Genomic DNA, 19463 nt, shown 5'->3' with positions numbered 1-19463 from the left:
TGTGACCGCCCGAAGCCGAGGCGGTCAGCCCGGATGCGCCTGAGCCCGGCGGATCAGCCGCGTGCGGCGGACAAAGGCTGCGATGAACGCGGCGGTCAGGATCAGGATGATCGTCGGCGCCGGCGCGCTGTCGAGGTAAAAGCTCAGATGCACCCCCGCCAGCATCGAGGCCACGTTGACCGCCACCGCCACCGCCAGCATCCGCCCGAAGCTGCGCACCAGCAGAAACGCGATGGCGCCGGGGGAAATCAGCAGCCCCACCGCCAGGATCAGTCCCGTGGCGCTAAGCGTGGCGACGATGGTCAGCGACAGCGCGGTCAGCAGCCCGTAATGCAGCGCCCCCACAAACAGCCCCGACACCCGCGCCTGCGCCGGGTCGAATGCGTGCAGCATCAGGTCGCGCCACCACGCCAGCAACCCGGCCGAGACCACCGCCCCGATCGCCAGCGCCGTCCACAGATCGCCCGCGCCCACCCCCAGCATGTTGCCAAACAGGATATGGTCCAGATGCACGTCCGAGGTGATCGCCGTGTAAAGCACGATCCCCAGCCCGAACATGCCCGAAAACACCACCCCCATCACCGCGTCCTGCTTGATGCGGCTGTTTTCCGTCAGATAGCCGGTGGCGCCCGCGGTCAGCATGGCGGCGGCGAATGCGCCAAGGATCAGCGGCAGGCCCAGGATATAGGCCAGCACGATCCCCGGCAGCACCGCGTGGCTGACCGCATCCCCCATCAGCGCCCAGCCCTTGAGCACCAGGAAACACGACAGCAGCGCGGTCGGCACCGCCACGATCAGCGCGATCAGATAGGCGTTCTGCATGAAGGGGAACTGGAACGGCAGCAGCAGGGTCTCGGTCATGGCAGCGGCTCCTTGGTGGCGGCGCGGGCGCGGGCGCGGGCGGCCAGCAGCCCGTGTTTCGGCGCCCAGACAAATGCGGTCAGAAACAGCGCGGTTTGCAGGCAGACGATGACGCCGCCGGTGGCGCCGTCCAGAAAATAGCTGATATAGGCGCCAAGAAAGCTGGTCCCCGTGCCGATGGCCACCGACAGCGCGATCAGCCGCGGAAACCGGTCGCACAGCAGATAGGCGGTGGCCCCCGGCGTCACCACCAGCGCGATCACCAGAAACGCCCCCACCGTCTGCATCGCCGCCACGATGCACGCCGACAGCAGCGTAAAGAACACCGCCCGCAGCAGCCGCGGCCGCAGCCCGATGGATCTCGCGTGGGTCTCGTCAAAGAACACCACCATCAGGTCGCGCCATTTCGCCAGCAGCACCGTCAGCGAGACCACCGAAATCGCCACCAGTTGCAGCGTGTCGGCCGGCGCGATGGCCAGGATATTGCCCATGGTGATGGTCTGGACCGAAATCGCCATCGGGTTCAGCGACACCATGAACAGGCCCAGCCCGAAAAACGCGGTGAAAATCAGCCCGATCACCACGTCGGGTTTCAACCCCGAACGCTCGGACAGAAACAGCATCGCCGCCGCCGCCAGCCCGCCGGAAATGAACGCCCCCAACGCAAAGGGCAGCCCCAGCATATAGGCGCCGGCCACCCCGGGGACCACCGAATGCGACAGCGCGTCCCCGATCAGCGACCAGCCCTTGAGCATCAGATAGGCCGACAGGAACGCGCAGACGCCGCCCACCAGCGCCGAGACCCACATCGCGTTGGTCATGTAGCCATAGGCAAAGGGCTCAAGCAGCATCACGGCTCTGCCCCCCCGATCTCTCGCACATGGGTGCGGTCGTCGTAATGGACCAGCGGGCGTTCGTCGTCGGTCAGGATGGTGACATGGCGCGGGTCGTCGTCGTCATGCAGTGCGTCGCCCCCCAGGGTGATGTGGCGCAGCACCCCGCCAAAGGCGCGCTCTAAGTTCTCGCGGGTGAATGTCGTCGCGGTCGGGCCGTATGCCAGCACCGTGCCCTTGACCAGCACCACCCGGTCGCAGAACTCGGGCACCGAGCCAAGGTTGTGGGTCGACACCAGCATCACCCTGCCTTCGTCGCGCAGCTCGCCCAAAAGCGCGATGATCTGGTCCTCGGTCTGCACATCGACGCCGGTAAAGGGTTCGTCCAGCAGGATGACGCGGCCGTCCTGCGCCAGCGCGCGGGCCAGGAACACCCGCTTGCGCTGGCCGCCGGACAGTTCCCCGATCTGGCGGTGGCGCAGGTCAGCCATGCCGACGCGGGCAAGCGCCGCGTCCACCGCCGCGCGGTCGGCGGCGCGGGGGCGGCGCAGGAACCCCATATGGCCATAGCGGCCCATCATCACTACATCCTCGACCAGCACCGGAAACGACCAGTCGACCTCTTCGGCCTGCGGGACATAGGCCACGAGATTGCGGCGCAGCGCCTCGGCCACGGGCATCCCCAGCAGGGCGATCCGGCCCGCCGCCAGCGGGACAAACCCCATGATCGCCTTGAACAGCGTCGATTTTCCGGCGCCGTTGACGCCCACCAGCGCGGTGATGGTGCCTTGCGGCGTGGTAAAGCTGGCGTGGCGCAGGGCGGTATGGCCGTTGCGATAGGTGACGGTCACGTCCTGCGCGGCGATCCCCTGCGCGCCTTGCGCGGTGCTTGCGTCGTTCATCGCTGCGCCTCGATCCCCGCCGCCAGCCCGTCCACGATGGTCTGCGAGGTCACGCGCAGCAGCTCAAGATAGCTGGGCACCGGACCGTCCGGCTCGGACAGGCTGTCCACATACAGAACCCCGCCGTAAAGCGCCCCGGTTTCCCGCGCCACCTGCCGGGCCGGCGCCACATTGACGGTGCTTTCGCAAAACACCGTCGGAATATCATGGGCGCGCACCGTGTCGATGACGTGGCGCACCTGCTGCGGCGTGCCCATCTGGTCGGCATTGATCGGCCACAGGAACAGCTCGTGCAGCCCCATGTCGCGGGCCAGATAGCTAAAGGCGCCCTCGCAGCTGACCAGCCAGCGCCTGTCCTCGGGGATCCCGGCGATCTGCGCGCGCAGCGGCTCGATGGCGGCCCGCAGCTCGGATTTATAGCGTTCCGCGTTGGCGGCATAATCGGCAGCGCCTTCGGGGTCGCGTTCGGACAGCGCGCTGGCGATATTGCCGATATAGATCATCGCGTTGTCCAACCCCATCCAGGCATGGGGGTTCGGCTTGCCGTCATATTCGCCGCCCGCGATGGACAGCGGCTCGATGCCCTCGCTGACCACGGCCGCGGGCACATCGTGCAGGTTGCGCAGGAACTGCTCGAACCACAGCTCAAGGTTCAGCCCGTTCCACAGCACCAGATCCGCCCCCTGCGCCCCCACCAGATCGCGCGGCGTCGGCGAATAGCCGTGGATCTCGGCGCCGGGACGGGTGATCGAGACCACCTCGGCCCGCTCGCCCGCGACGTTGCGGGCAATATCCGCGATCACCGTAAAGCTGGTCACGACCTTGATCGGCTCGGCCGCGGCCGTGCCCGCCAGCATCGCCAGTGCCGCCGCCAGTGCCATCCGCCCCGTCATGAAGAATCCTTTCTGCTGTTCCCGCATCATGTAAATGCAACGCATTCGCAACTGTCAAGGCGAATGAGACCCATTCTCATTTGATTGTGCCGCCGGGACCGGCTACAGCACAGGACGGAAAGCAAAGGGTCAGGGGGCGATGGGCGCAGAGACGACGGATTTCGCGCAGGCGCTGCGCGATGCGGGGCTGCGGGTCACGCCGCAGCGCATGGTGCTGCTGTCGATCCTGATGGGCTCGGCCGACCACCCGAACGCGGACGAGCTGCTGGCGCGGGCGCGGGCGGTCGACGATTCCGTGGCGCTGGCCACCGTCTATCGCACGCTCTCGGCGCTGGAAGAGGCCGGGCTGATCCGCAAGCTGTCGCTGGAAAACGAACCGGCGCGCTATGAAATCACCCCGGCGGCCGAACATGACCACATCGTCGACATCGACAGCGGCGAGGTGATCGAGATTTCCTGCGACGAGATCAACCGCCTGCGCCGCGAACTTCTGGACCGGTTGGGCTATGAAATCGTCAGCCAGAACACCCTGATCCGCGCCCGCCGCATCCGCAAGCCGGGGCAGGGCCAAGGTTAGGGTTAGGGCTTCTTTCTGGTGCAAATACCCCGGGGGCGCGGGGGCTGGCCCCCGTCCTTGCGTCTCAGCCCCCGGCCTCGGGATCGAATCGATAGCCGAACCGCGCAATATCGACGGCGCAAAGCTGCGCCACCAGCGTCGCATCCGCATCCGAGTAATACCGCCGCCAGTCGCGGTCGCGGTCCGAGACATTGGCGCGCCCCATGTCCAGCGCAAACCCCAGATGCCGCTCAAAGGGCGCCAGATCCTCGGCCAGATGTTCCAGCCGCACCCAGGCGTCGCAGCGTTCCACCCCGTCGCGGTCGCGCAGCCAGGCGCCATAGGGCCAGGCGCGAAAGGCCGCCTGCGTCTGTGGGTGGTGCAGGAACTCGCCGAACCCCAGCGCCTGCGCCTGCGCCACCGCCGGGTGGTCGAAACGCTGGCCGCGCAGCCAGTGGTAATAGCTGACCAGCCGGTCCCAGGGGTTGCGCACCAGCGTGACCACGAACATCCGCGCCAGCTCTTGCGGCGTCACCAGCCCGTCGATGTCGGCCAGCGTCGCATGTTTGCGCAGCCGTCCCGCCGCCGCCTGCAACGACTTTTGCCGCCGGGCGCGGGCGCGGGCCTTGGGGGTGTCGCCCAGGATGATGTCGTCGCGCATGGCGCGGGATTCCAGCGCCAGGCTCAGCGCGGTGCCGCCGGTCTTGGGAATATGGACGAACACATAGGCGCGGCCGCGGGAAATGATCACTGCTGGCTCCGGCTGGGTCGGGGCTTGCTGGCCCAGACAGGCGCTGCGGTCAATCCTTGCGCTGTTCAGGGGGATTGTCCGGTTTCTTCAGCCGCCGCGCCAGCGGGCTGAGAATGCGGTGGATCAGCCACAGCACCGTCATCGCCAGCGCCGTGGTCAGCAGCGCCAGCGAGATATTGCCCACCCCGCAGGCCAGCCCGATCGCCCCGCACAGCCACATCGAGGCCCCGGTGGTGATCCCCCGCACGCTGAAGCCGCTGACCACGATCGAGCCCGCCGCCAGGAACGCCACCCCCGAGGTCACCGATTCGATCAGCCGCAGCGGATCGACCCGCATCATCACCCCGGGGGCCGAGGGGAAATGCACCAGTTCGACCGCCAGCACCGCAAACACCGCCGCCGCAAGCGAGATCATAATATGGGTGCGCAGCCCGGCGGCGCGGGAATGGACCTCGCGTTCCCAGCCGATGATGCCGCCCAGAACCATCGCCGCGGTCAGCCGTATCGCCGCCACCACCAGCGGAATCGAACCGGCAGGGTTGAAGGCGCGGGTGAGTTCTTCGGCGATTGCGTTCATGGGTCCGGGCTCTGCTGGCTGCGGCGGCCCGGTTCAGTCGGGGCGCGAGGCTTTTTCGCTTATCCCCGAAACCCCCTCGCGGCGTTCGAGTTCCGCCAGCACCTCGGCCAGCGTCACCCCGCGCGCGGCCAGCATCACCAGCAGGTGATACAGCACATCGGCGGCCTCGGCGGTCAGGCGCGCGCGGTCGCCGCGCACGGCCTCGATGATGGCCTCGATGGCTTCCTCGCCGAATTTCTCGGCGCATTTCTCGGGGCCGCTGGCCAGCAGGCGTGCGGTCCAGCTGGATTCGGGGTCGGCGCCGCGGCGGGTGGCGATGGTGGCGGCCAGCCGTTCCAGCGCGCTCATTCCAGCCGCACCTTGATGCCGGCCGCGGCCATATGGGCCTTGGCCTCGGCGATGGTATGGGTGCCGAAATGGAAGATCGAGGCGGCCAGCACGGCGCTGGCATGGCCCTGGGTCACGCCCTCGACCAGATGGTCCAGCGTGCCGACCCCGCCCGAGGCGATGACGGGAATATCCACCGCATCGGCCACCGCCCGGGTCAGCGGGATATTGTAGCCGCCCCGCGTGCCGTCGCGGTCCATCGAGGTCAGCAGGATTTCCCCCGCGCCCTTGGCCGCGACGGTGCGGGCGAATTCCACCGCGTCGATGCCGGTGGGGCGGCGCCCGCCATGGGTGAAGATTTCCCATTTTCCCGGCGCCACGGTCTTGGCGTCGATGGCGCAGACGATGCACTGGCTGCCGAAACGCTCGGCTGCGGCCGCGATCACGTCGGGGTCGGCGACGGCGGCCGAGTTGAAACTGACCTTGTCGGCGCCCGCCAGCAGCAGGGCGCGCACGTCGTCGGGCGTGCGCACGCCCCCGCCCACGGTCAGCGGGATAAAGCATTTTTCCGCCGTGCGCGACACCAGGTCATACATGGTGCCGCGGTTTTCGTTGGTGGCGTGAATGTCGAGGAAACACAGCTCGTCGGCGCCGGCGGCGTCATAGGCGGCCGCGGCCTGGACCGGGTCGCCGGCGTCGATCAGGTCGACGAAATTGACGCCCTTGACCACGCGGCCATCGGCGACATCAAGGCAGGGGATGATGCGGATCTTGAGCATGGCGCCTGATAGCGCGGGCGGGCGGCCATGAAAAGCGGGTTTGCTTGGGCGCGCGGGCAGGACCGGGGCGCTGCCCCGGACCCCGGGATATTTTCGTGATGAAGAACGGGCCCGGGAGGGGCGACCCCCGAGCAGGAGCCCCGCGGCGGCCGGCTGGATGAGCGAACAGGAGTGCCTGCGGGGTTACCAGCGCAGGACGACGCTGCCCCAGCTCATGCCGCCGCCGATGGCCTCGGTCAGGACCACGTCGCCTTGCTTGAACCGCCCCTCGCGGTCGGCGACCGACAGCGCCAGCGGGATCGAGGCGGCCGAGGTGTTGCCGTGGTCGGCCACCGTCAGCACCACCCGTTCCACCGGCAGGCCCATCTTTTGCGCGGTGCCGGTGATGATGCGCAGATTGGCCTGATGCGGGACCAGCCAGTCCACGTCCGCCGGCGCCAGCCCGGCCTTGTCCAGCACCCGGTTGGCGGTGGCGGCGAGTTTTTCCACCGCGTGGCGGAAGACCAGATTGCCCTGCATCCGCAGCGCGCCCGCGGTGCCGGTGCGGCTGACCCCGCCGTCCACGTAAAGCAGGTCGCGCAGCTTGCCGTCGCTGTTGAGGTCGCAGGCGAGGATGCCGCGGTCGTGGCTGTCGCCCTTACCCTCGGCCGCTTCCAGGATCACGGCGCCGGCGCCGTCGCCGAACAGCACGCAGGTGCCGCGGTCGGTCCAGTCCATGATCCGGCTGAAGGTCTCGGCCCCGATCACCAGCACCCGGTCGGCCTGGCCGGTGCGGATCAGCCCGTCGGCATTGGCCAGCGCAAAGACGAATCCGGCGCAGACCGCCTGCACGTCATAGGCAAAGCCGCGGGTCATCCCCAGCCCGGCCTGCACCATCGTCGCCACCGCCGGAAAGGTCAGGTCGGGGGTCGAGGTCGCCAGCACGATCGCGTCGATGTCGTCGGCTGTGATGCCGGCGCGGTCCAGCGCGTCGCGCGCCGCTGCCAGCGCGAGGTCCGAGGTATATTCATCCTCGGCCGCGAAATGCCGTCGCTCGATGCCGGTGCGGGTGCGGATCCATTCGTCCGTGGTGTCGAGCGTCTGCTCGAAATAGCTGTTCTCGACCACGCGCGAGGGCAGGTAATGCCCGGTTCCACGCACCACCGAACGTCGCATTACTGTCCTGCCTCTGCCTGTGGGGCACGGCCCGATGCCGCGTCCCGTGGTTCCGATCCCGCGGATGTCTCGTCCCAACCTTCGGCGGGGCCGGCTTGTTCCGCGGCCTCGGCCGCCTGCGCCACCCGCGCCTTGAGCCGGTCGTTGAACCCCGAGCGCGCCAGCTGGAACGCCAGCTTGACCGCCGCCGACACCCCGGTCGCATCCGCGGCGCCGTGGGATTTCACCACCGTGCCGTTCAGCCCCAGGAACACGCCGCCGTTGACCCGGCGCGGGTCGATCCGTTTTTGCAGCCGCTTGAGCGAGGTCATGGCCAGCAGGGCCGCGAATTTCGACATGATCGAGTTGGCGAAGGCGTCCTTGAGGAAATCTCCGACCAGCTTGGCCGTCCCCTCGCCGGTCTTCAAGGCCACGTTGCCGGTGAACCCGTCGGTGACGATCACATCCACGCGGGCGCTCATCAGGTCGCCGCCCTCGACAAAGCCGACATAGTCCACGTTGGCGCCCTCGACCGCGGCGGCGGCGGCGATCAGGCGGTGGGCCTCTTTCAGCTCGGGGCGGCCCTTGTGGTCCTCGGTCCCGACGTTCAGCAGCCCGACGCGGGGGCGGGTCAGCCCCAGCCCGTTGCGGGCGTAGGACGCGCCCATCATCGCGTATTGCAGCAGGTCGGTGGCGTCGGCGCGGATGTCGGCGCCCACGTCGAGGATGATGTTGAACCCCTGCGGCCCGCGCGACGGCCACAGCACCGCGATGGCCGGGCGGTTCACCCCGGGCAGCTTGCGCAGCCGCAGCATCGACAGCGCCATTAGCGCGCCGGTGTTGCCGCAGCTGACCGCGACCGTCGCCTCGCCGTTGCGCACCGATTCGATCGCCGACCACATCGAGGTGCCCTGCGCCGAGCGCACCACCTGCGCGGGCTTGTCGTCCATGGTGACGACGCTTTCGGCATGGCGGATGTCGCAGCGCCCGACCAGTTTCGAGCGGCGGGCGATCAGGCGGCGCAGTTCCGGTTCGGGTCCGTGGACGATAAAGCGGATGTCCGGGTTCTTCTGCGCGCTTTTGGCGATACCGGCGATCACGGCCGCCGGGCCGCGGTCGCCGCCCATCGCATCGACGGAAATCACGACCGACCCGGTCGGGCCGGGCTGGGTCGGATCAGGCTGGACAAGCGCGGCTGTCATCGCACCCTGCGGCGGTCAATCAGGCTGCGTCGTCGTCCAGGTCGATGTCGTTCGCCTGGGCGACGACTTCGCGGTCTGCATAATGACCGCACGAAGGGCAGACGTGATGCGGGCGCTTGAGCTCGCCGCAGTTCGCGCATTCGTTCGGGTTCGCGGCGGACAGACCGTCATGCGAGCGGCGCATGTTGCGGCGGGACCGGGTAACTCGGTTCTGAGGGACGGCCATGGGACAACCTTCGGTGGCAATGCACAGCGCGAATCCGCAGATTCCCGCCGTGTCGTGTTTCGGATCGAACCGCGCAGATACGGCACAAACCGGATAGCCGCAAGGGCCAAGGGAAAAAGCGGTGGATTGCCGCCGCGGCGCGGCCGGCCTCAGTTCCCGTTGTCGTCGCCGTTCTTGCGCAGCAGCGAGTCCAGCCCGGCAAAGGGGCGGCGGGTGTCGCCGGCGGCGTCCTCGGCCGCGTCATTCGTGGCGGTCGCCGCATCCGGCAGTTCGGCCCCCGGCGCGCGCGGGTATAGCGGCAGGGCCAGCGACAATTCCTCGACCAGCACGGCGCCGGGGTCGATGATGTGGCCCAGCGGCTCGGTCTCGTCGTCGGGCATCTCGACCTCGTCGCCCTCGGGCACGGCGACATGGGGGGAATAGACCCGCCGGATGTCCTCGGCGATCGTGGTCGCGACCGGGGCCAGCGTCACCACGCAGCCCTGTTCGACCTGTGCGGTCAGCCGCCCTTCAAGCAGCCAGGAATCGTTCGGGGCCGGTTCGAGCGTGCCGGTCAGCCGCAGCTGCGGCAGCGACAGCAGCCCCAGATATGCGGCGATGCGGGCGCGGGTCTCGGGGTCGGGGGTCAGCTCGACGGGCGTGGCGCGCCGCGCGTTCAGCTGCGACACCCGCAGCTTGTGGGAATAGGGGGCAGGGGACATGATCTGGGCCTTGAAGTCTGGACTGTGGCGGTCGGGTGCGCGAAGGGCTGGGTTCGCCCGCCCGATGTTCTTGAGCGGCGGCGGCGAGTTTGCTAAGCGGGTCGGGCGCCGTCAACCGTCGGGATCGTTCCTGACGGTTTACGGGCATGGCACGACAGCGCCAGCGACACCGATTGCGTCCCGAACGGCCCGGCAGAACGGCCACGGGCGCGCAATCACGACAGGTGCGCGGGGCGCGTGAACGAGGGGAAGGCAACGATGACCACGACCCGCAGGCGGGTGATCGCCCTGGCCCTTGCCGCGCCGCTGGTGGCGGCGGCCGGCTGCACGCGGATGTATCGCAACCACGGCTATCTGCCGACCGACGACGAGCTGGCGCAGGTCGCTGTCGGCCAGACGCGGCGCGACGATCTGGAATATCTGATCGGCCTGCCCGGATCGCAGGGGCTGCTGACCGGGGCGGGCTGGTATTACGTCGGCTCGCGCTGGGAACGTTTTGGCGCCCTCCGCCCGCGCGAGGTCGAGCGTCAGGTGGTGGCGGTCAGCTTTGACCAGAACGGCACCGTGTCCAATATCGAGCGCTTCGGGCTTGAACGTGGCCGCGTCGTCACCCTGTCGCGCCGCGTCACCGACACGGGCGTGGTCGATTCGGGGCTGCTGCGGCAGCTGCTGGGCAACCTGGGCCGCTTCAACCCCGGCGATTTCCTGAACCGGTGATTCGGGGCGCGCGCGGGGGCGGGCAGGTGCGGGGCTCAGCCCGCCGCGCTCTCGGGGATGAAACGCAGCGCCACCCCGTTGATACAATAGCGCAGCCCGGTGGGCGGCGGGCCGTCCGGGAACACATGGCCCAGATGCGCGTCGCACCGCTCGCAGCGGACCTCGGTGCGAATCATGCCGTGGCTGGTGTCGCGATGTTCCCCGATGGCGCCGCCCGCGCGGGAAAAACTGGGCCAGCCGCAGTGGCTTTCGAATTTCTGGTCGCCGTCGAACAGCCGCGCCCCGCAGCAAACACAGGCGTAATGCCCCGGCCCCTGCGGAAAGCCGGGGTGTGAAAACGGTCGCTCGGTCCCGGCCTGACGCGTCACGCGATAGGTCTCGGGGTCCAGCAATTCGCGCCATTCCGCGTCCGGGCGGGTGATCCTGTCTGCCATCTCCTTGGCCTTTCGTCTGCGTTTGCGTTGTGCATCATTAACAATTTAGGGTTATGAGACGCCGGAACAAGCGCGCCCGCGCCCGGCGCATCGCCGGCAGGCGCCCGACGAGGTGCATGATGCCCCAGCTTCAGACCGGACGCTATCGGCTGCGCTACGCCGCGGGTGCAGACGACCTGCGCGCGGCGCGGCGGCTGCGGTTTCGCTGCTTTCGCGCGGATGGGCCGGGCGTCGAGGGCGAGGATGCCGACGCGCTGGACGATCTGTGCCGCCACACGCTGATCGAGCATCGCGAATCGGGCCGGCTGGTGGGCTGTTTCCGCACGCTGGCGCTGGCGTCCGGTGCCCAGATCGCGCGCAGCTATTCGGCGCAGCATTACGATCTGTCGCGGCTGCGCGGCTTTGCCGGGCCGATGATCGAGCTGGGGCGGTTCTGCGTCGATCCCGCGCAGTCCCATCCCGACATCCTGCGGCTGGCCTGGGCGGGGCTGGCACGGCAGGTGGATGCGACGGGGGCCGGGCTGCTGTTTGGCTGTTCGTCGTTCGCCGGGCTGGATGCGGCGGCCTATGCGCGGGCCTTTGCGCTGCTGCGCGACCGCCATGCCGCGCCTGCGCGCTGGCGCCCCGGCATCAAGTCGCCCGAGATCCGCCGCTTTGCCCCACTGCCGGCCGGCGCCGATGCCGGCGGCGTCCGGGCCGAGATGCCGCCGCTGCTGCGCAGCTATCTGGCGATGGGGGGCTGGGTCGGCGACCATGCGGTGCTGGACCGCGACCTGGGCACGATGCATGTGTTCACCGGCGTCGAGGTGCGCCGCATCCCCGCAGCCCGCGCCCGTGCCCTGCGGCGGCTGGCGGGCTGAGGTGGCGGGCTGAAGTGGCGGGGGCGCAAGCGGGGCTTCGCGCCCCATCGTCGTATACGACGATCCCCGCGGGATATTTGTGGCAAGATGAAACAGCCGGCGCGGTTGCCGCCCCGGCGCGGCGGGGATAGAAGCCGGGCGATGAGCGGCTTTTCCTTTACCCTGAACGCCTCCGACGGGCGCGCCCGCACCGGCGTCATCCGCACGCCCCGGGGCGAGATCCGCACCCCCGCCTTTATGCCCGTGGGCACCGCCGGCACGGTCAAGGCGATGCTGCCCGAATCGGTGCGCGCCACCGGCGCCGACATCCTGCTGGGCAACACCTATCACCTGATGCTGCGCCCCGGCGCCGAACGCATCGCCCGGCTGGGGGGGCTGCACCGCTTCATGAACTGGTCGCGCCCGATCCTGACCGATTCCGGCGGGTTCCAGGTGATGAGCCTGTCCGAGCTGCGCAAGCTGACCGAGGACGGCGTGACCTTTGCCAGCCACGTCGATGGCTCGCGCCATTTCCTGTCGCCCGAAACCAGCATGGAAATCCAGCGGCTGCTGGGGTCCGACATCGTGATGGCCTTTGACGAATGCCCGGCGCTGCCCGCCACCCACGCCCGCCAGGCCGAGGCGATGCGCCTGTCGATGCGCTGGGCGCAACGCTCGCGCGATGCCTTTGGCGACCGGCCGGGCCATGCGCTGTTCGGGATCATGCAAGGCGGGGTCGAGCGTGACCTGCGCGAGGAATCGGCCGAGGCGCTGCGCGGGATCGGTTTCGACGGCTACGCCATCGGCGGGCTGGCCGTGGGCGAGGGGCAGGCGGCGATGCTGGGCGTGCTCGACTATGCCACCGAGCTGCTGCCCGCGGGCCAGCCGCGCTACCTGATGGGGGTGGGCAAGCCCGACGACATCGTGGGCGCGGTGCAACGCGGCATCGACATGATGGACTGCGTGCTGCCCTCGCGTTCCGGGCGCACCGGGCAGGCGTGGACCCGGCGCGGGCAGATCAACATCAAGAACGCCCGCCACGCCGACGACCCGCGGCCGCTGGACGAGGACTGCACCTGCCCCGCCTGCTCGGGCTATTCCCGCGCCTATCTGCACCATGTGTTCCGCGCCGGAGAGATGATCTCGGGGATGCTGCTGACCTGGCACAATCTGCATTACTATCAGCAGATCATGCAGCAGATGCGCGAGGCGATCGCGGCGGGGACGCTGGACGCCTGGGTTGCCGGTTTCCACGCGATGCGCGCGCAGGGCGATATCGCGCCGCTCTAGCGGTCGCGGGGCGCGCGCGGGCGATAGACCGGCAGTTGCCAGCCGAATGCCATGCTGCCCAGCCGCAGCATCAGCGTGACCACGCCGCAGGCGCCCACCGCCAGCGTCTGGTCCAGCCCCAGCGCGATCAGCACCGCCGCCACGACCGCCCCGCCAAAAGCGGCGGTGACGTAAAGCTCGCCCTGTTTCAGAACCATCGGCAGCTCGTTGCCGACCACGTCGCGCATCAGCCCGCCAAAGGTGCCGGTGAACACGCCCATGATGACCACCACCACCGGCGAGACCCCGGACTCGAGCGCGACGCCCACGCCCGCGGGCACGGCGGCGGCCAGCGCCAGCGCGTCCAGCCAACGGATCCAGCGCGCCCGGCTGTGCAGCAGATGCGCGCCCCAGAACACCAGCATCGCCGCCCCCGCCGCCAGCAGCACCAGCGAGGGCCGGTCCACCCAGAACACCGCGTCCCGCCCCAGCACCAGATCGCGCAGCGTGCCGCCGCCGACCGCGGTCATCACCGCCATGAAGATGAAGCCGACCGGATCCAGCTGCAACCGGCTGGCGACCAGCGCCCCGGTCAGCGCAAACACCAGAACCGAGCCGTAATCCAGCAGCCAGACCAGCGCCGGCAGGTTGGCGGCCAGCCCGCCCATCACTTGAACGGCGCCATGCCGGCGCGGGCCAGCTCGTCGGCGCGCTCGTTTTCCGGGTGGCCGGCGTGGCCCTTGATCCACTCCCACGTGACCTGATGGGCGGCGGCGGCGGTTTCCAGCCGCTGCCACAGATCCACGTTCTTGACCGGCTTGCGATCCGCGGTGCGCCAGCCGTTGCGTTTCCAGCCGTGGATCCAGCTGGTGACGCCGTTCTTCACATAGGCCGAATCGGTGGTGATGGTGATGGCGCTGGGCCGGGTCAGAACCTCAAGCGCGGAAATCGCGGCCATCAGCTCCATGCGGTTGTTGGTGGTGTCAGGCTCGCCGCCGGACAGCTCGCGTTCCTTGACGACGCGCCCGCCGTCAACTGCGCGCATCACCACCCCCCAGCCCCCGGGGCCGGGATTGCCGCTGCAAGCGCCATCGGTCCAGGCATGAAGTTCAGGCATCAGAGGTCTCCAAGGCATGTCCTGGCCGTCCCGGGCAGCCTGCGGAAACTGCTGCTGCCCTGCGGCCGATGATTTCTTTCTGGCTGAAATACCCTCGGGGGGCGCGGGGGGCGAAGCGCCCCCGCTTGCGACCTCTCAACCCGGCGCAGGCTCGCGCAGGATACGGGGCACCTTGAACTCGACCCGCTCGCGCGCGGTTTCCACCAGCTCGACCGTCAGGTCGTAGCGCCCGGCAAAGGCGGCGATCACCTCGTCCACCAGCACCTCGGGGGCGCTGGCGCCGGCGGTGACGCCGACGGAACGAATACCCTCCAGCGCGCGCCAGTCGATGTCGGCGGCCCGCATCACCAGCTGCGCATAGGCGCAGCCGGCCGAGCGCCCGACCTCGACCAGCCGGCGCGAGTTGGAACTGTTCGGCGCCCCGATCACCAGCAGCGCGTCGATTTTCGGCGCGATCGCCTTGACCGCGGCCTGCCGGTTGGTGGTCGCATAGCAGATATCGTCCTTGGCCGGGCCGACGATCGCCGGGAACCGTGCCTGCAACGCCGCGACGATTTCGGCGGTGTCGTCCACCGACAGCGTGGTCTGGGTGATCCACGCCAGCCGCTGCGGATCCCGAGGGGTGACGCGGCCCACATCCTCGACCGTTTCGACCAGGATCACCTCGCCCGCAGGCAGTTGGCCCATGGTGCCCAGCACCTCGGGGTGGCCGGCATGGCCGACCATGACCATCTGCAATCCGTCCGCATGGTGGCGCTCGGCCTCGACATGGACCTTGCTGACCAGGGGGCAGGTCGCGTCCACGAATACCATGTTGCGGGCCCGCGCCTCGGCCGGGACCGATTTCGGCACCCCATGCGCGGAAAAGATCACCGGGCGGTCGTCGGGCACCTCGTCCAGCTCGTCCACGAACACCGCGCCCTTTTCCCGCAGCCCGTCGACGACAAAGCGGTTGTGCACGATTTCATGGCGCACATAGACCGGCGCGCCCCATTTCTGGAGGGCAAGCTCGACGATCTGCACGGCCCGGTCGACGCCCGCGCAGAACCCGCGCGGCGCGGCCAGATACAGGGTCAGGGGCGGCTTTATGGGGCGGGATTCGGACATGCCCCCGATTACCCCGCCCGGCGGCCAAGGTCCATGCAAAGCGGCGCGCGGGGAGATAACGGCCGGCCAGCTGGTGGTGGCTGCCGTATAAGCGGCTCGATGATTTGGCTGGCGAGGCGCAAATATGCAGGTATTTTGCCATATCAGCCTGAAAACATGTATATTTGGTTAGGTGACTGCCAGTGTTTTGTTTGCTAGGTGTCCATGCAGGTATCGGTTTTGGCGGGGAATTATCATGCGGATTGATCGTTTGCTGATCATGGCTGCGGCATTCGCGGCAACGGGTTCTTTGGCGCAGGCAGCCATCTGCGACTACCGGCCTAGCCAGTTGATTGGCGGAGATGGTGCTGCAGTGGTCGCAGCTACTAGCGCAGGGGTTGCAACCGCGGGCACAGCCATGAAAGTGGCGGGTTTCTACACGTTGGTCAATGCAACCACTGGTGCGACGATGCTTGGCTCGGTTGCTGTCGGAGCATCCGGGGCAGGTACTGTAGGTATTATTGGGGGCACCGCTGGAGTTATCGGCACGGTTGCCTCGATTGTCATGGCGCCGGTGACTATAGTCGCTGCTGGGGTCACAGTCGCAGTGGTCGGGGGCTACGAGGGAGCCTGCTATTATCTGGTGGATGAGCGCATCACCGACTACGCTGAAGTCGATGCGATCATGCAGGATCTTGGCCAGCAGGCAGACCCGGAATATTTCCAGTATCGCGAAGCCAATAATGCCGCCAAAAACAACGCGCTCATCTGGGTCAAGAACGATAAGGGTGAGTTGGATGAGTACGAAGTCCGCAACCTCTACATCGTTAACGGGGAACTCAGGCATAGTGACTGGTTCATTGATACGGTGATCGGTCGGGTCGGGGTGCGGTCAGACGATGTGAGAGCCTTTCCGGCTGAAGCCGAGTAAATAGCAAAATGCGAGTCCGGCGTGGCTTTCAACGCCGCGCCGTGATATCGGCCGTCTTGCCCGGGATCAGTGCAATAACCTATCCCATCCCACCTCACTCTTTCCCGCCCCGCGCTTGACGCCCCCCTGCCGCTCGGGGCAACTGTCGGGCAAAAAGGAAAGCGGGACCATGCAGCGCAGCGGCTTGCTGATCATCATCTCATCGCCCTCGGGGGCGGGAAAATCCACGCTGGCGCGCCGGCTGATGGATTGGGACAAGAGCCTGCGGTTCTCGGTCTCGGCCACCACGCGACCGCCGCGGCCGGGCGAGGTGGACGGGCAGCATTATCATTTCACCGACCGCGCCGCGTTCCAGGCGCTGGTGGCCGGGGGCGGGATGCTGGAACATGCCGAGGTGTTCGGCAATCTTTACGGCAGCCCGGCCGCCCCGGTGGAAACCGCGATTGCCGAGGGGCGCGACACCATCTTTGACGTGGACTGGCAGGGCGGGCAGCAGATCCGCGCGTCAACGCTGGGGCCGCAGGTGGTCTCGATCTTCATCCTGCCGCCCAGCCTGGCGGAACTGGAACGCCGCCTGCGCGCCCGCGGGCAGGACAGCGAACAGGTGATCGCCGGGCGGATGCAGAAAAGCCGCGATGAAATCAGCCACTGGGCCGAATACGACTATGTGCTGGTCAACGACGATCTGGACGCGACCGAGGCCGATCTGCGCGCGATCCTGACCGCCGAGCGGCTGCGCCGCGACCGCCGCCCCGCCCTTGGCGGGTTTGTCCGCACGCTGATGGAGGATGCAGCATGATCTGGGAACTTGACGGAATCGCCCCCGAAATCGCCGCCAGCGCCTGGGTCGCCCCCGACGCGCAGCTGATCGGCCGCGTGGCGGTCGAGGATGAGGCGAGCATCTGGTGGGGCGCGGTCCTGCGCGGCGACAATGAGGAAATCCGCGTCGGCCACGGCTCGAACGTGCAGGAGCTGTGCGTGTTCCACACCGATATGGGCTATCCGCTGACCATCGGCCGCGACGTGACCATCGGCCACCGCGCCATGCTGCACGGCTGCACCATCGGCGACGGCGCGCTGATCGGGATGGGGGCGACGGTCCTGAACGGGGCAAAGATCGGCGCAGGCGCGCTGATCGGCGCGGGCGCGCTGATCGCCGAGGGCAAGGAAATCCCCCCCGGCGCGTTGGTGATGGGAGCGCCGGGCCGGGTGGTGCGGCAGTTGGACGACGCGGCCATTGCCGGGCTGCTTCAGTCCGCTGCGCATTACCGTGAAAATGCCGCGCGGTTTCGGGCCGGGTTGCGGCGGGTGGAATAGGAAAAGGCCGGGCGGGTGCCCGGCCTGCCTCCGGCGGGGATATTTTTACACCAAAGAGGGGCTGGTTGCGGCAGGATAGGCCGCGGCTTGCTGGAGGTGCCGGGCCGCCCGCTGAGGGGCGGCCGCGCCTGTCAGCCCATGTTCTCGGCCAGCCAGCGTTCCAGCCAGTGGATCGAATATTCGCCGCGCTGGATTTCGGGGTCGCGCAGCAGGCGGTCGAACAGCGGCACGGTGGTGTCCACCCCGTCGATGATCAGCTCGCCCAGGGCGCGGCGCATCCGGGCAAGCGCCTCGTCGCGGTCGCGGCCGTGGACGATCAGCTTGCCGATCAGGCTGTCGTAATAGGGCGGGATCACATAGCCGTCGTAAAGCGCCGAATCCATCCGCACCCCCAGCCCGCCCGGCGCGTGATACTGGCTGACCCGCCCGGGCGAGGGCGCGAAATTCGGCAGCCGCTCGGCGTTGATCCGCGCCTCGATGGCGTGGCCGCGGATCGCAAGGTCGTCCTGGCGCAGGCTCATCCCCTGGCCGGCGGCGACGAGGATCTGTTCGCGCACCAGATCGACGCCATAGATCGCCTCGGTCACCGGGTGTTCGACTTGCAGGCGGGTGTTCATCTCGATGAAATAGAACTCGCCGTCCTCGAACAGGAACTCGATGGTGCCGGCGCCGGCGTATTGCAGCCGGGCGATGGCGTCGGCGCAGATGCGGCCGATGCGGTCGCGCTGTTCGGGGCTGATGGCGGGGCCGGGGGCTTCTTCCAGCACCTTCTGGTGGCGGCGTTGCAGCGAGCAGTCGCGTTCGCCCAGATGCACCGCGCCGCCGCGGCCGTCGCCGAAGACCTGGATCTCGATATGGCGCGGGCGCTGGAGGTATTTCTCGATATAGACTTCGTCGTTGCCAAAGGCGGCCTTGGCCTCGGACCGGGCGGTGCGGAATGCCACCTCGATCGCGGCATCGTCCAGCGCCACCTTCATGCCGCGGCCGCCGCCGCCGGCAGTGGCCTTGATGATCACCGGATAGCCGATTTCGGCCGCGACGCGGCGGGCGGTGTCAATGTCGGCCACGCCCCCCTCGGACCCCGGCACCACCGGGATGCCCAGCGATTTCGCGGTTTCCTTGGCGGTGATCTTGTCGCCCATCAGCCGGATATGTTCCGCGCGCGGGCCGATGAAGGTCAGGCCGTGATCCTCGACCATCTGCACGAATTGCGCGTTTTCCGACAGGAACCCGTAGCCCGGATGGATCGCCTGCGCGCCGGTGATCTCGCAGGCCGACAGGATCGCGGGCATGTGCAGATAGGATGCGGTCGAGGGCGCAGGGCCGATGCAGATCGATTCGTCGGCCATGCGCACATGCATGGCGTCGCTGTCGGCGGTGGAATGCACCGCGACCGAACTGATGCCCATTTCGCTGCATGCACGGATGACCCGCAGGGCGATTTCGCCGCGGTTGGCGATCAGGATCTTGTCGAACATGGCCCGGCCCGCCTTATTCGACGATCATCAGCGTGGTGCCGAATTCCACCGGCGTGCCATCCTCGACCAGCACGCGGCGCACGGTGCCGGCGCGGGGGGCGGGGATGTGGTTCATGGTCTTCATCGCCTCGACGATCATCAGCGTGTCGCCCTCGGCCACCTGCTGGCCGATGCTGACAAAGGCCGCGGCCCCGGGTTCGGGCGACAGATACGCGGTCCCGACCATGGGCGAGGGCACGGCGCCGGGGTGGCTGGCCGGGTCGCTGGCGGCGGCAGCGGCCGGTGCAGGCGCGGCAGGGGCCGGGCCGGGGGCGGGTTGGGCGGCCGGCGGCGCATAGGCCGGGGCCTGTATCGCCACCTGGCGCCCGTGTTTGGACAGCTCGACCGTCAGCCGGTCGTCCTCGCCATATTCACGCTCGACCTTGAGTTCGGTCAGGTCGTTGCGGTTCAGAAGCTCGGCCAGCGCCTGGATAAAGGCGGTGTCGTCCGCATGGTGCCGGGTCGGGTCTTTGTCGCTCATGATCTTTCTGCCT

General features: G+C 68.3%; 25 protein-coding genes. 7 read left to right on the top strand and 18 right to left on the bottom strand.

Features of this window, described 5'->3' with window-relative positions; all coding sequences use genetic code 11:
• Nucleotides 1-24: 24 nt before the first annotated feature.
• Genes BLW83_RS01390 through BLW83_RS01375 form a run of 4 tightly spaced genes read right to left on the bottom strand, consistent with a single transcriptional unit; the run spans nt 25 to nt 3489 of the window.
• A complete protein-coding gene (locus tag BLW83_RS01390; protein WP_090844843.1) occupies nt 25-861 on the bottom strand; it encodes a metal ABC transporter permease in 837 nt (278 codons plus the stop codon).
• The gene (locus tag BLW83_RS01385; RefSeq protein WP_090844841.1) at nt 858-1712 is read right to left on the bottom strand and encodes a metal ABC transporter permease; all 855 of its coding nucleotides are present in this window, start codon (nt 1710-1712) and stop codon (nt 858-860) included. The genes BLW83_RS01390 and BLW83_RS01385 overlap by 4 nt, the downstream gene beginning before the upstream one ends.
• Complete coding sequence (locus BLW83_RS01380) at nt 1712-2596, bottom strand: manganese/iron ABC transporter ATP-binding protein (RefSeq protein WP_090844839.1); 885 nt, start codon at nt 2594-2596, stop codon at nt 1712-1714. Before BLW83_RS01380 ends, BLW83_RS01385 begins: the two co-directional genes overlap by 1 nt.
• Entirely contained in the window at nt 2593-3489 is an 897-nt protein-coding gene (locus tag BLW83_RS01375; RefSeq protein WP_090845825.1) for a metal ABC transporter substrate-binding protein, read from the bottom strand. Before BLW83_RS01375 ends, BLW83_RS01380 begins: the two co-directional genes overlap by 4 nt.
• 139 nt (nt 3490-3628) lie before the next feature.
• Here BLW83_RS01375 and BLW83_RS01370 point away from each other — a divergent pair, with 139 nt between their 5' ends.
• Entirely contained in the window at nt 3629-4066 is a 438-nt protein-coding gene (locus BLW83_RS01370; RefSeq protein WP_090844837.1) for a Fur family transcriptional regulator, read from the top strand.
• Between the two features lie 64 nt (nt 4067-4130).
• On the opposite strand, the gene BLW83_RS01365 is transcribed toward BLW83_RS01370, so the two are convergent.
• The 8 genes from BLW83_RS01365 to BLW83_RS01330 all read right to left on the bottom strand — a co-directional run bounded on the left by BLW83_RS01365 (nt 4131) and on the right by BLW83_RS01330 (nt 9742).
• Nucleotides 4131-4796 (bottom strand): sulfotransferase family 2 domain-containing protein, encoded by a 666-nt coding sequence (locus BLW83_RS01365; RefSeq protein ID WP_090844835.1) that lies wholly within the window; start codon nt 4794-4796, stop codon nt 4131-4133.
• 49 nt (nt 4797-4845) lie between these two features.
• Nucleotides 4846-5373, bottom strand: a complete 528-nt coding sequence (locus tag BLW83_RS01360; protein WP_090844833.1) for an MgtC/SapB family protein — start codon at nt 5371-5373, stop codon at nt 4846-4848.
• 33 nt (nt 5374-5406) lie between these two features.
• On the bottom strand, nt 5407-5721 hold the full coding sequence (locus BLW83_RS01355) for a phosphoribosyl-ATP diphosphatase (RefSeq protein ID WP_090844831.1): 315 nt from the start codon (nt 5719-5721) through the stop codon (nt 5407-5409).
• The gene (gene hisF, locus BLW83_RS01350) at nt 5718-6479 is read right to left on the bottom strand and encodes an imidazole glycerol phosphate synthase subunit HisF (protein WP_090844772.1); all 762 of its coding nucleotides are present in this window, start codon (nt 6477-6479) and stop codon (nt 5718-5720) included. Before hisF ends, BLW83_RS01355 begins: the two co-directional genes overlap by 4 nt.
• Before the next feature lie 183 nt (nt 6480-6662).
• Nucleotides 6663-7634: a beta-ketoacyl-ACP synthase III gene (locus tag BLW83_RS01345; protein ID WP_090844769.1), complete on the bottom strand. Its 972-nt coding sequence runs from the start codon at nt 7632-7634 to the stop codon at nt 6663-6665.
• On the bottom strand, nt 7634-8815 hold the full coding sequence (gene plsX, locus BLW83_RS01340) for a phosphate acyltransferase PlsX (RefSeq protein WP_090844766.1): 1182 nt from the start codon (nt 8813-8815) through the stop codon (nt 7634-7636). Before plsX ends, BLW83_RS01345 begins: the two co-directional genes overlap by 1 nt.
• Before the next feature lie 19 nt (nt 8816-8834).
• Entirely contained in the window at nt 8835-9041 is a 207-nt protein-coding gene (gene rpmF, locus BLW83_RS01335; protein ID WP_090844763.1) for a 50S ribosomal protein L32, read from the bottom strand.
• 149 nt (nt 9042-9190) lie between these two features.
• Complete coding sequence (locus tag BLW83_RS01330; RefSeq protein WP_090844760.1) at nt 9191-9742, bottom strand: YceD family protein; 552 nt, start codon at nt 9740-9742, stop codon at nt 9191-9193.
• Between the two features lie 258 nt (nt 9743-10000).
• Between BLW83_RS01330 and BLW83_RS01325 the strand changes: the two genes are divergently transcribed.
• Nucleotides 10001-10459, top strand: a complete 459-nt coding sequence (locus tag BLW83_RS01325) for an outer membrane protein assembly factor BamE (RefSeq protein WP_090844757.1) — start codon at nt 10001-10003, stop codon at nt 10457-10459.
• A gap of 35 nt (nt 10460-10494) precedes the next feature.
• On the opposite strand, the gene msrB is transcribed toward BLW83_RS01325, so the two are convergent.
• Nucleotides 10495-10893 (bottom strand): peptide-methionine (R)-S-oxide reductase MsrB, encoded by a 399-nt coding sequence (gene msrB, locus BLW83_RS01320; protein WP_090844754.1) that lies wholly within the window; start codon nt 10891-10893, stop codon nt 10495-10497.
• A gap of 119 nt (nt 10894-11012) precedes the next feature.
• Here msrB and BLW83_RS01315 point away from each other — a divergent pair, with 119 nt between their 5' ends.
• Complete coding sequence (locus BLW83_RS01315) at nt 11013-11753, top strand: GNAT family N-acetyltransferase (RefSeq protein ID WP_090845824.1); 741 nt, start codon at nt 11013-11015, stop codon at nt 11751-11753.
• A gap of 141 nt (nt 11754-11894) precedes the next feature.
• Entirely contained in the window at nt 11895-13022 is a 1128-nt protein-coding gene (gene tgt / locus BLW83_RS01310; protein ID WP_090844751.1) for a tRNA guanosine(34) transglycosylase Tgt, read from the top strand.
• Here tgt and BLW83_RS01305 read toward each other — a convergent pair.
• The 3 genes from BLW83_RS01305 to ispH form a co-directional block, all read right to left on the bottom strand.
• Entirely contained in the window at nt 13019-13669 is a 651-nt protein-coding gene (locus tag BLW83_RS01305; protein WP_090844748.1) for a trimeric intracellular cation channel family protein, read from the bottom strand. The genes tgt and BLW83_RS01305 overlap by 4 nt on opposite strands.
• The gene (gene rnhA / locus BLW83_RS01300) at nt 13669-14118 is read right to left on the bottom strand and encodes a ribonuclease HI (protein WP_090844745.1); all 450 of its coding nucleotides are present in this window, start codon (nt 14116-14118) and stop codon (nt 13669-13671) included. The genes BLW83_RS01305 and rnhA overlap by 1 nt, the downstream gene beginning before the upstream one ends.
• Nucleotides 14119-14253: 135 nt before the next feature.
• Entirely contained in the window at nt 14254-15225 is a 972-nt protein-coding gene (ispH, locus tag BLW83_RS01295; protein WP_090844742.1) for a 4-hydroxy-3-methylbut-2-enyl diphosphate reductase, read from the bottom strand.
• A gap of 235 nt (nt 15226-15460) precedes the next feature.
• On the opposite strand from ispH, the gene BLW83_RS01290 reads away from it, so the two are divergent.
• The 3 genes from BLW83_RS01290 (at nt 15461) to BLW83_RS01280 (ending at nt 17452) form a co-directional block, all read left to right on the top strand.
• Nucleotides 15461-16135 (top strand): hypothetical protein, encoded by a 675-nt coding sequence (locus BLW83_RS01290; RefSeq protein WP_090844739.1) that lies wholly within the window; start codon nt 15461-15463, stop codon nt 16133-16135.
• A 169-nt stretch (nt 16136-16304) separates the two neighbouring features.
• A complete protein-coding gene (gmk, locus tag BLW83_RS01285; protein WP_090844736.1) occupies nt 16305-16934 on the top strand; it encodes a guanylate kinase in 630 nt (209 codons plus the stop codon).
• Entirely contained in the window at nt 16931-17452 is a 522-nt protein-coding gene (locus tag BLW83_RS01280; protein ID WP_090844731.1) for a gamma carbonic anhydrase family protein, read from the top strand. The genes gmk and BLW83_RS01280 overlap by 4 nt, the downstream gene beginning before the upstream one ends.
• A gap of 131 nt (nt 17453-17583) precedes the next feature.
• Here the strand turns inward: BLW83_RS01280 and accC are convergent, their stop codons facing one another.
• Together accC and accB are read right to left on the bottom strand one after the other, a co-directional pair.
• On the bottom strand, nt 17584-18930 hold the full coding sequence (accC, locus tag BLW83_RS01275; protein WP_090844728.1) for an acetyl-CoA carboxylase biotin carboxylase subunit: 1347 nt from the start codon (nt 18928-18930) through the stop codon (nt 17584-17586).
• Nucleotides 18931-18943: 13 nt separating this feature from the next.
• A complete protein-coding gene (gene accB / locus BLW83_RS01270; RefSeq protein ID WP_090844725.1) occupies nt 18944-19450 on the bottom strand; it encodes an acetyl-CoA carboxylase biotin carboxyl carrier protein in 507 nt (168 codons plus the stop codon).
• Nucleotides 19451-19463 lie beyond the last annotated feature (13 nt).

Origin of the sequence: Paracoccus alkenifer (assembly GCF_900108405.1) — a bacterium.
Classification (GTDB): domain Bacteria; phylum Pseudomonadota; class Alphaproteobacteria; order Rhodobacterales; family Rhodobacteraceae; genus Paracoccus; species Paracoccus alkenifer.
The sequence above is the reverse complement of the archived record's forward strand: the minus strand, read 5'-3'. Positions and strand labels throughout refer to the sequence as shown.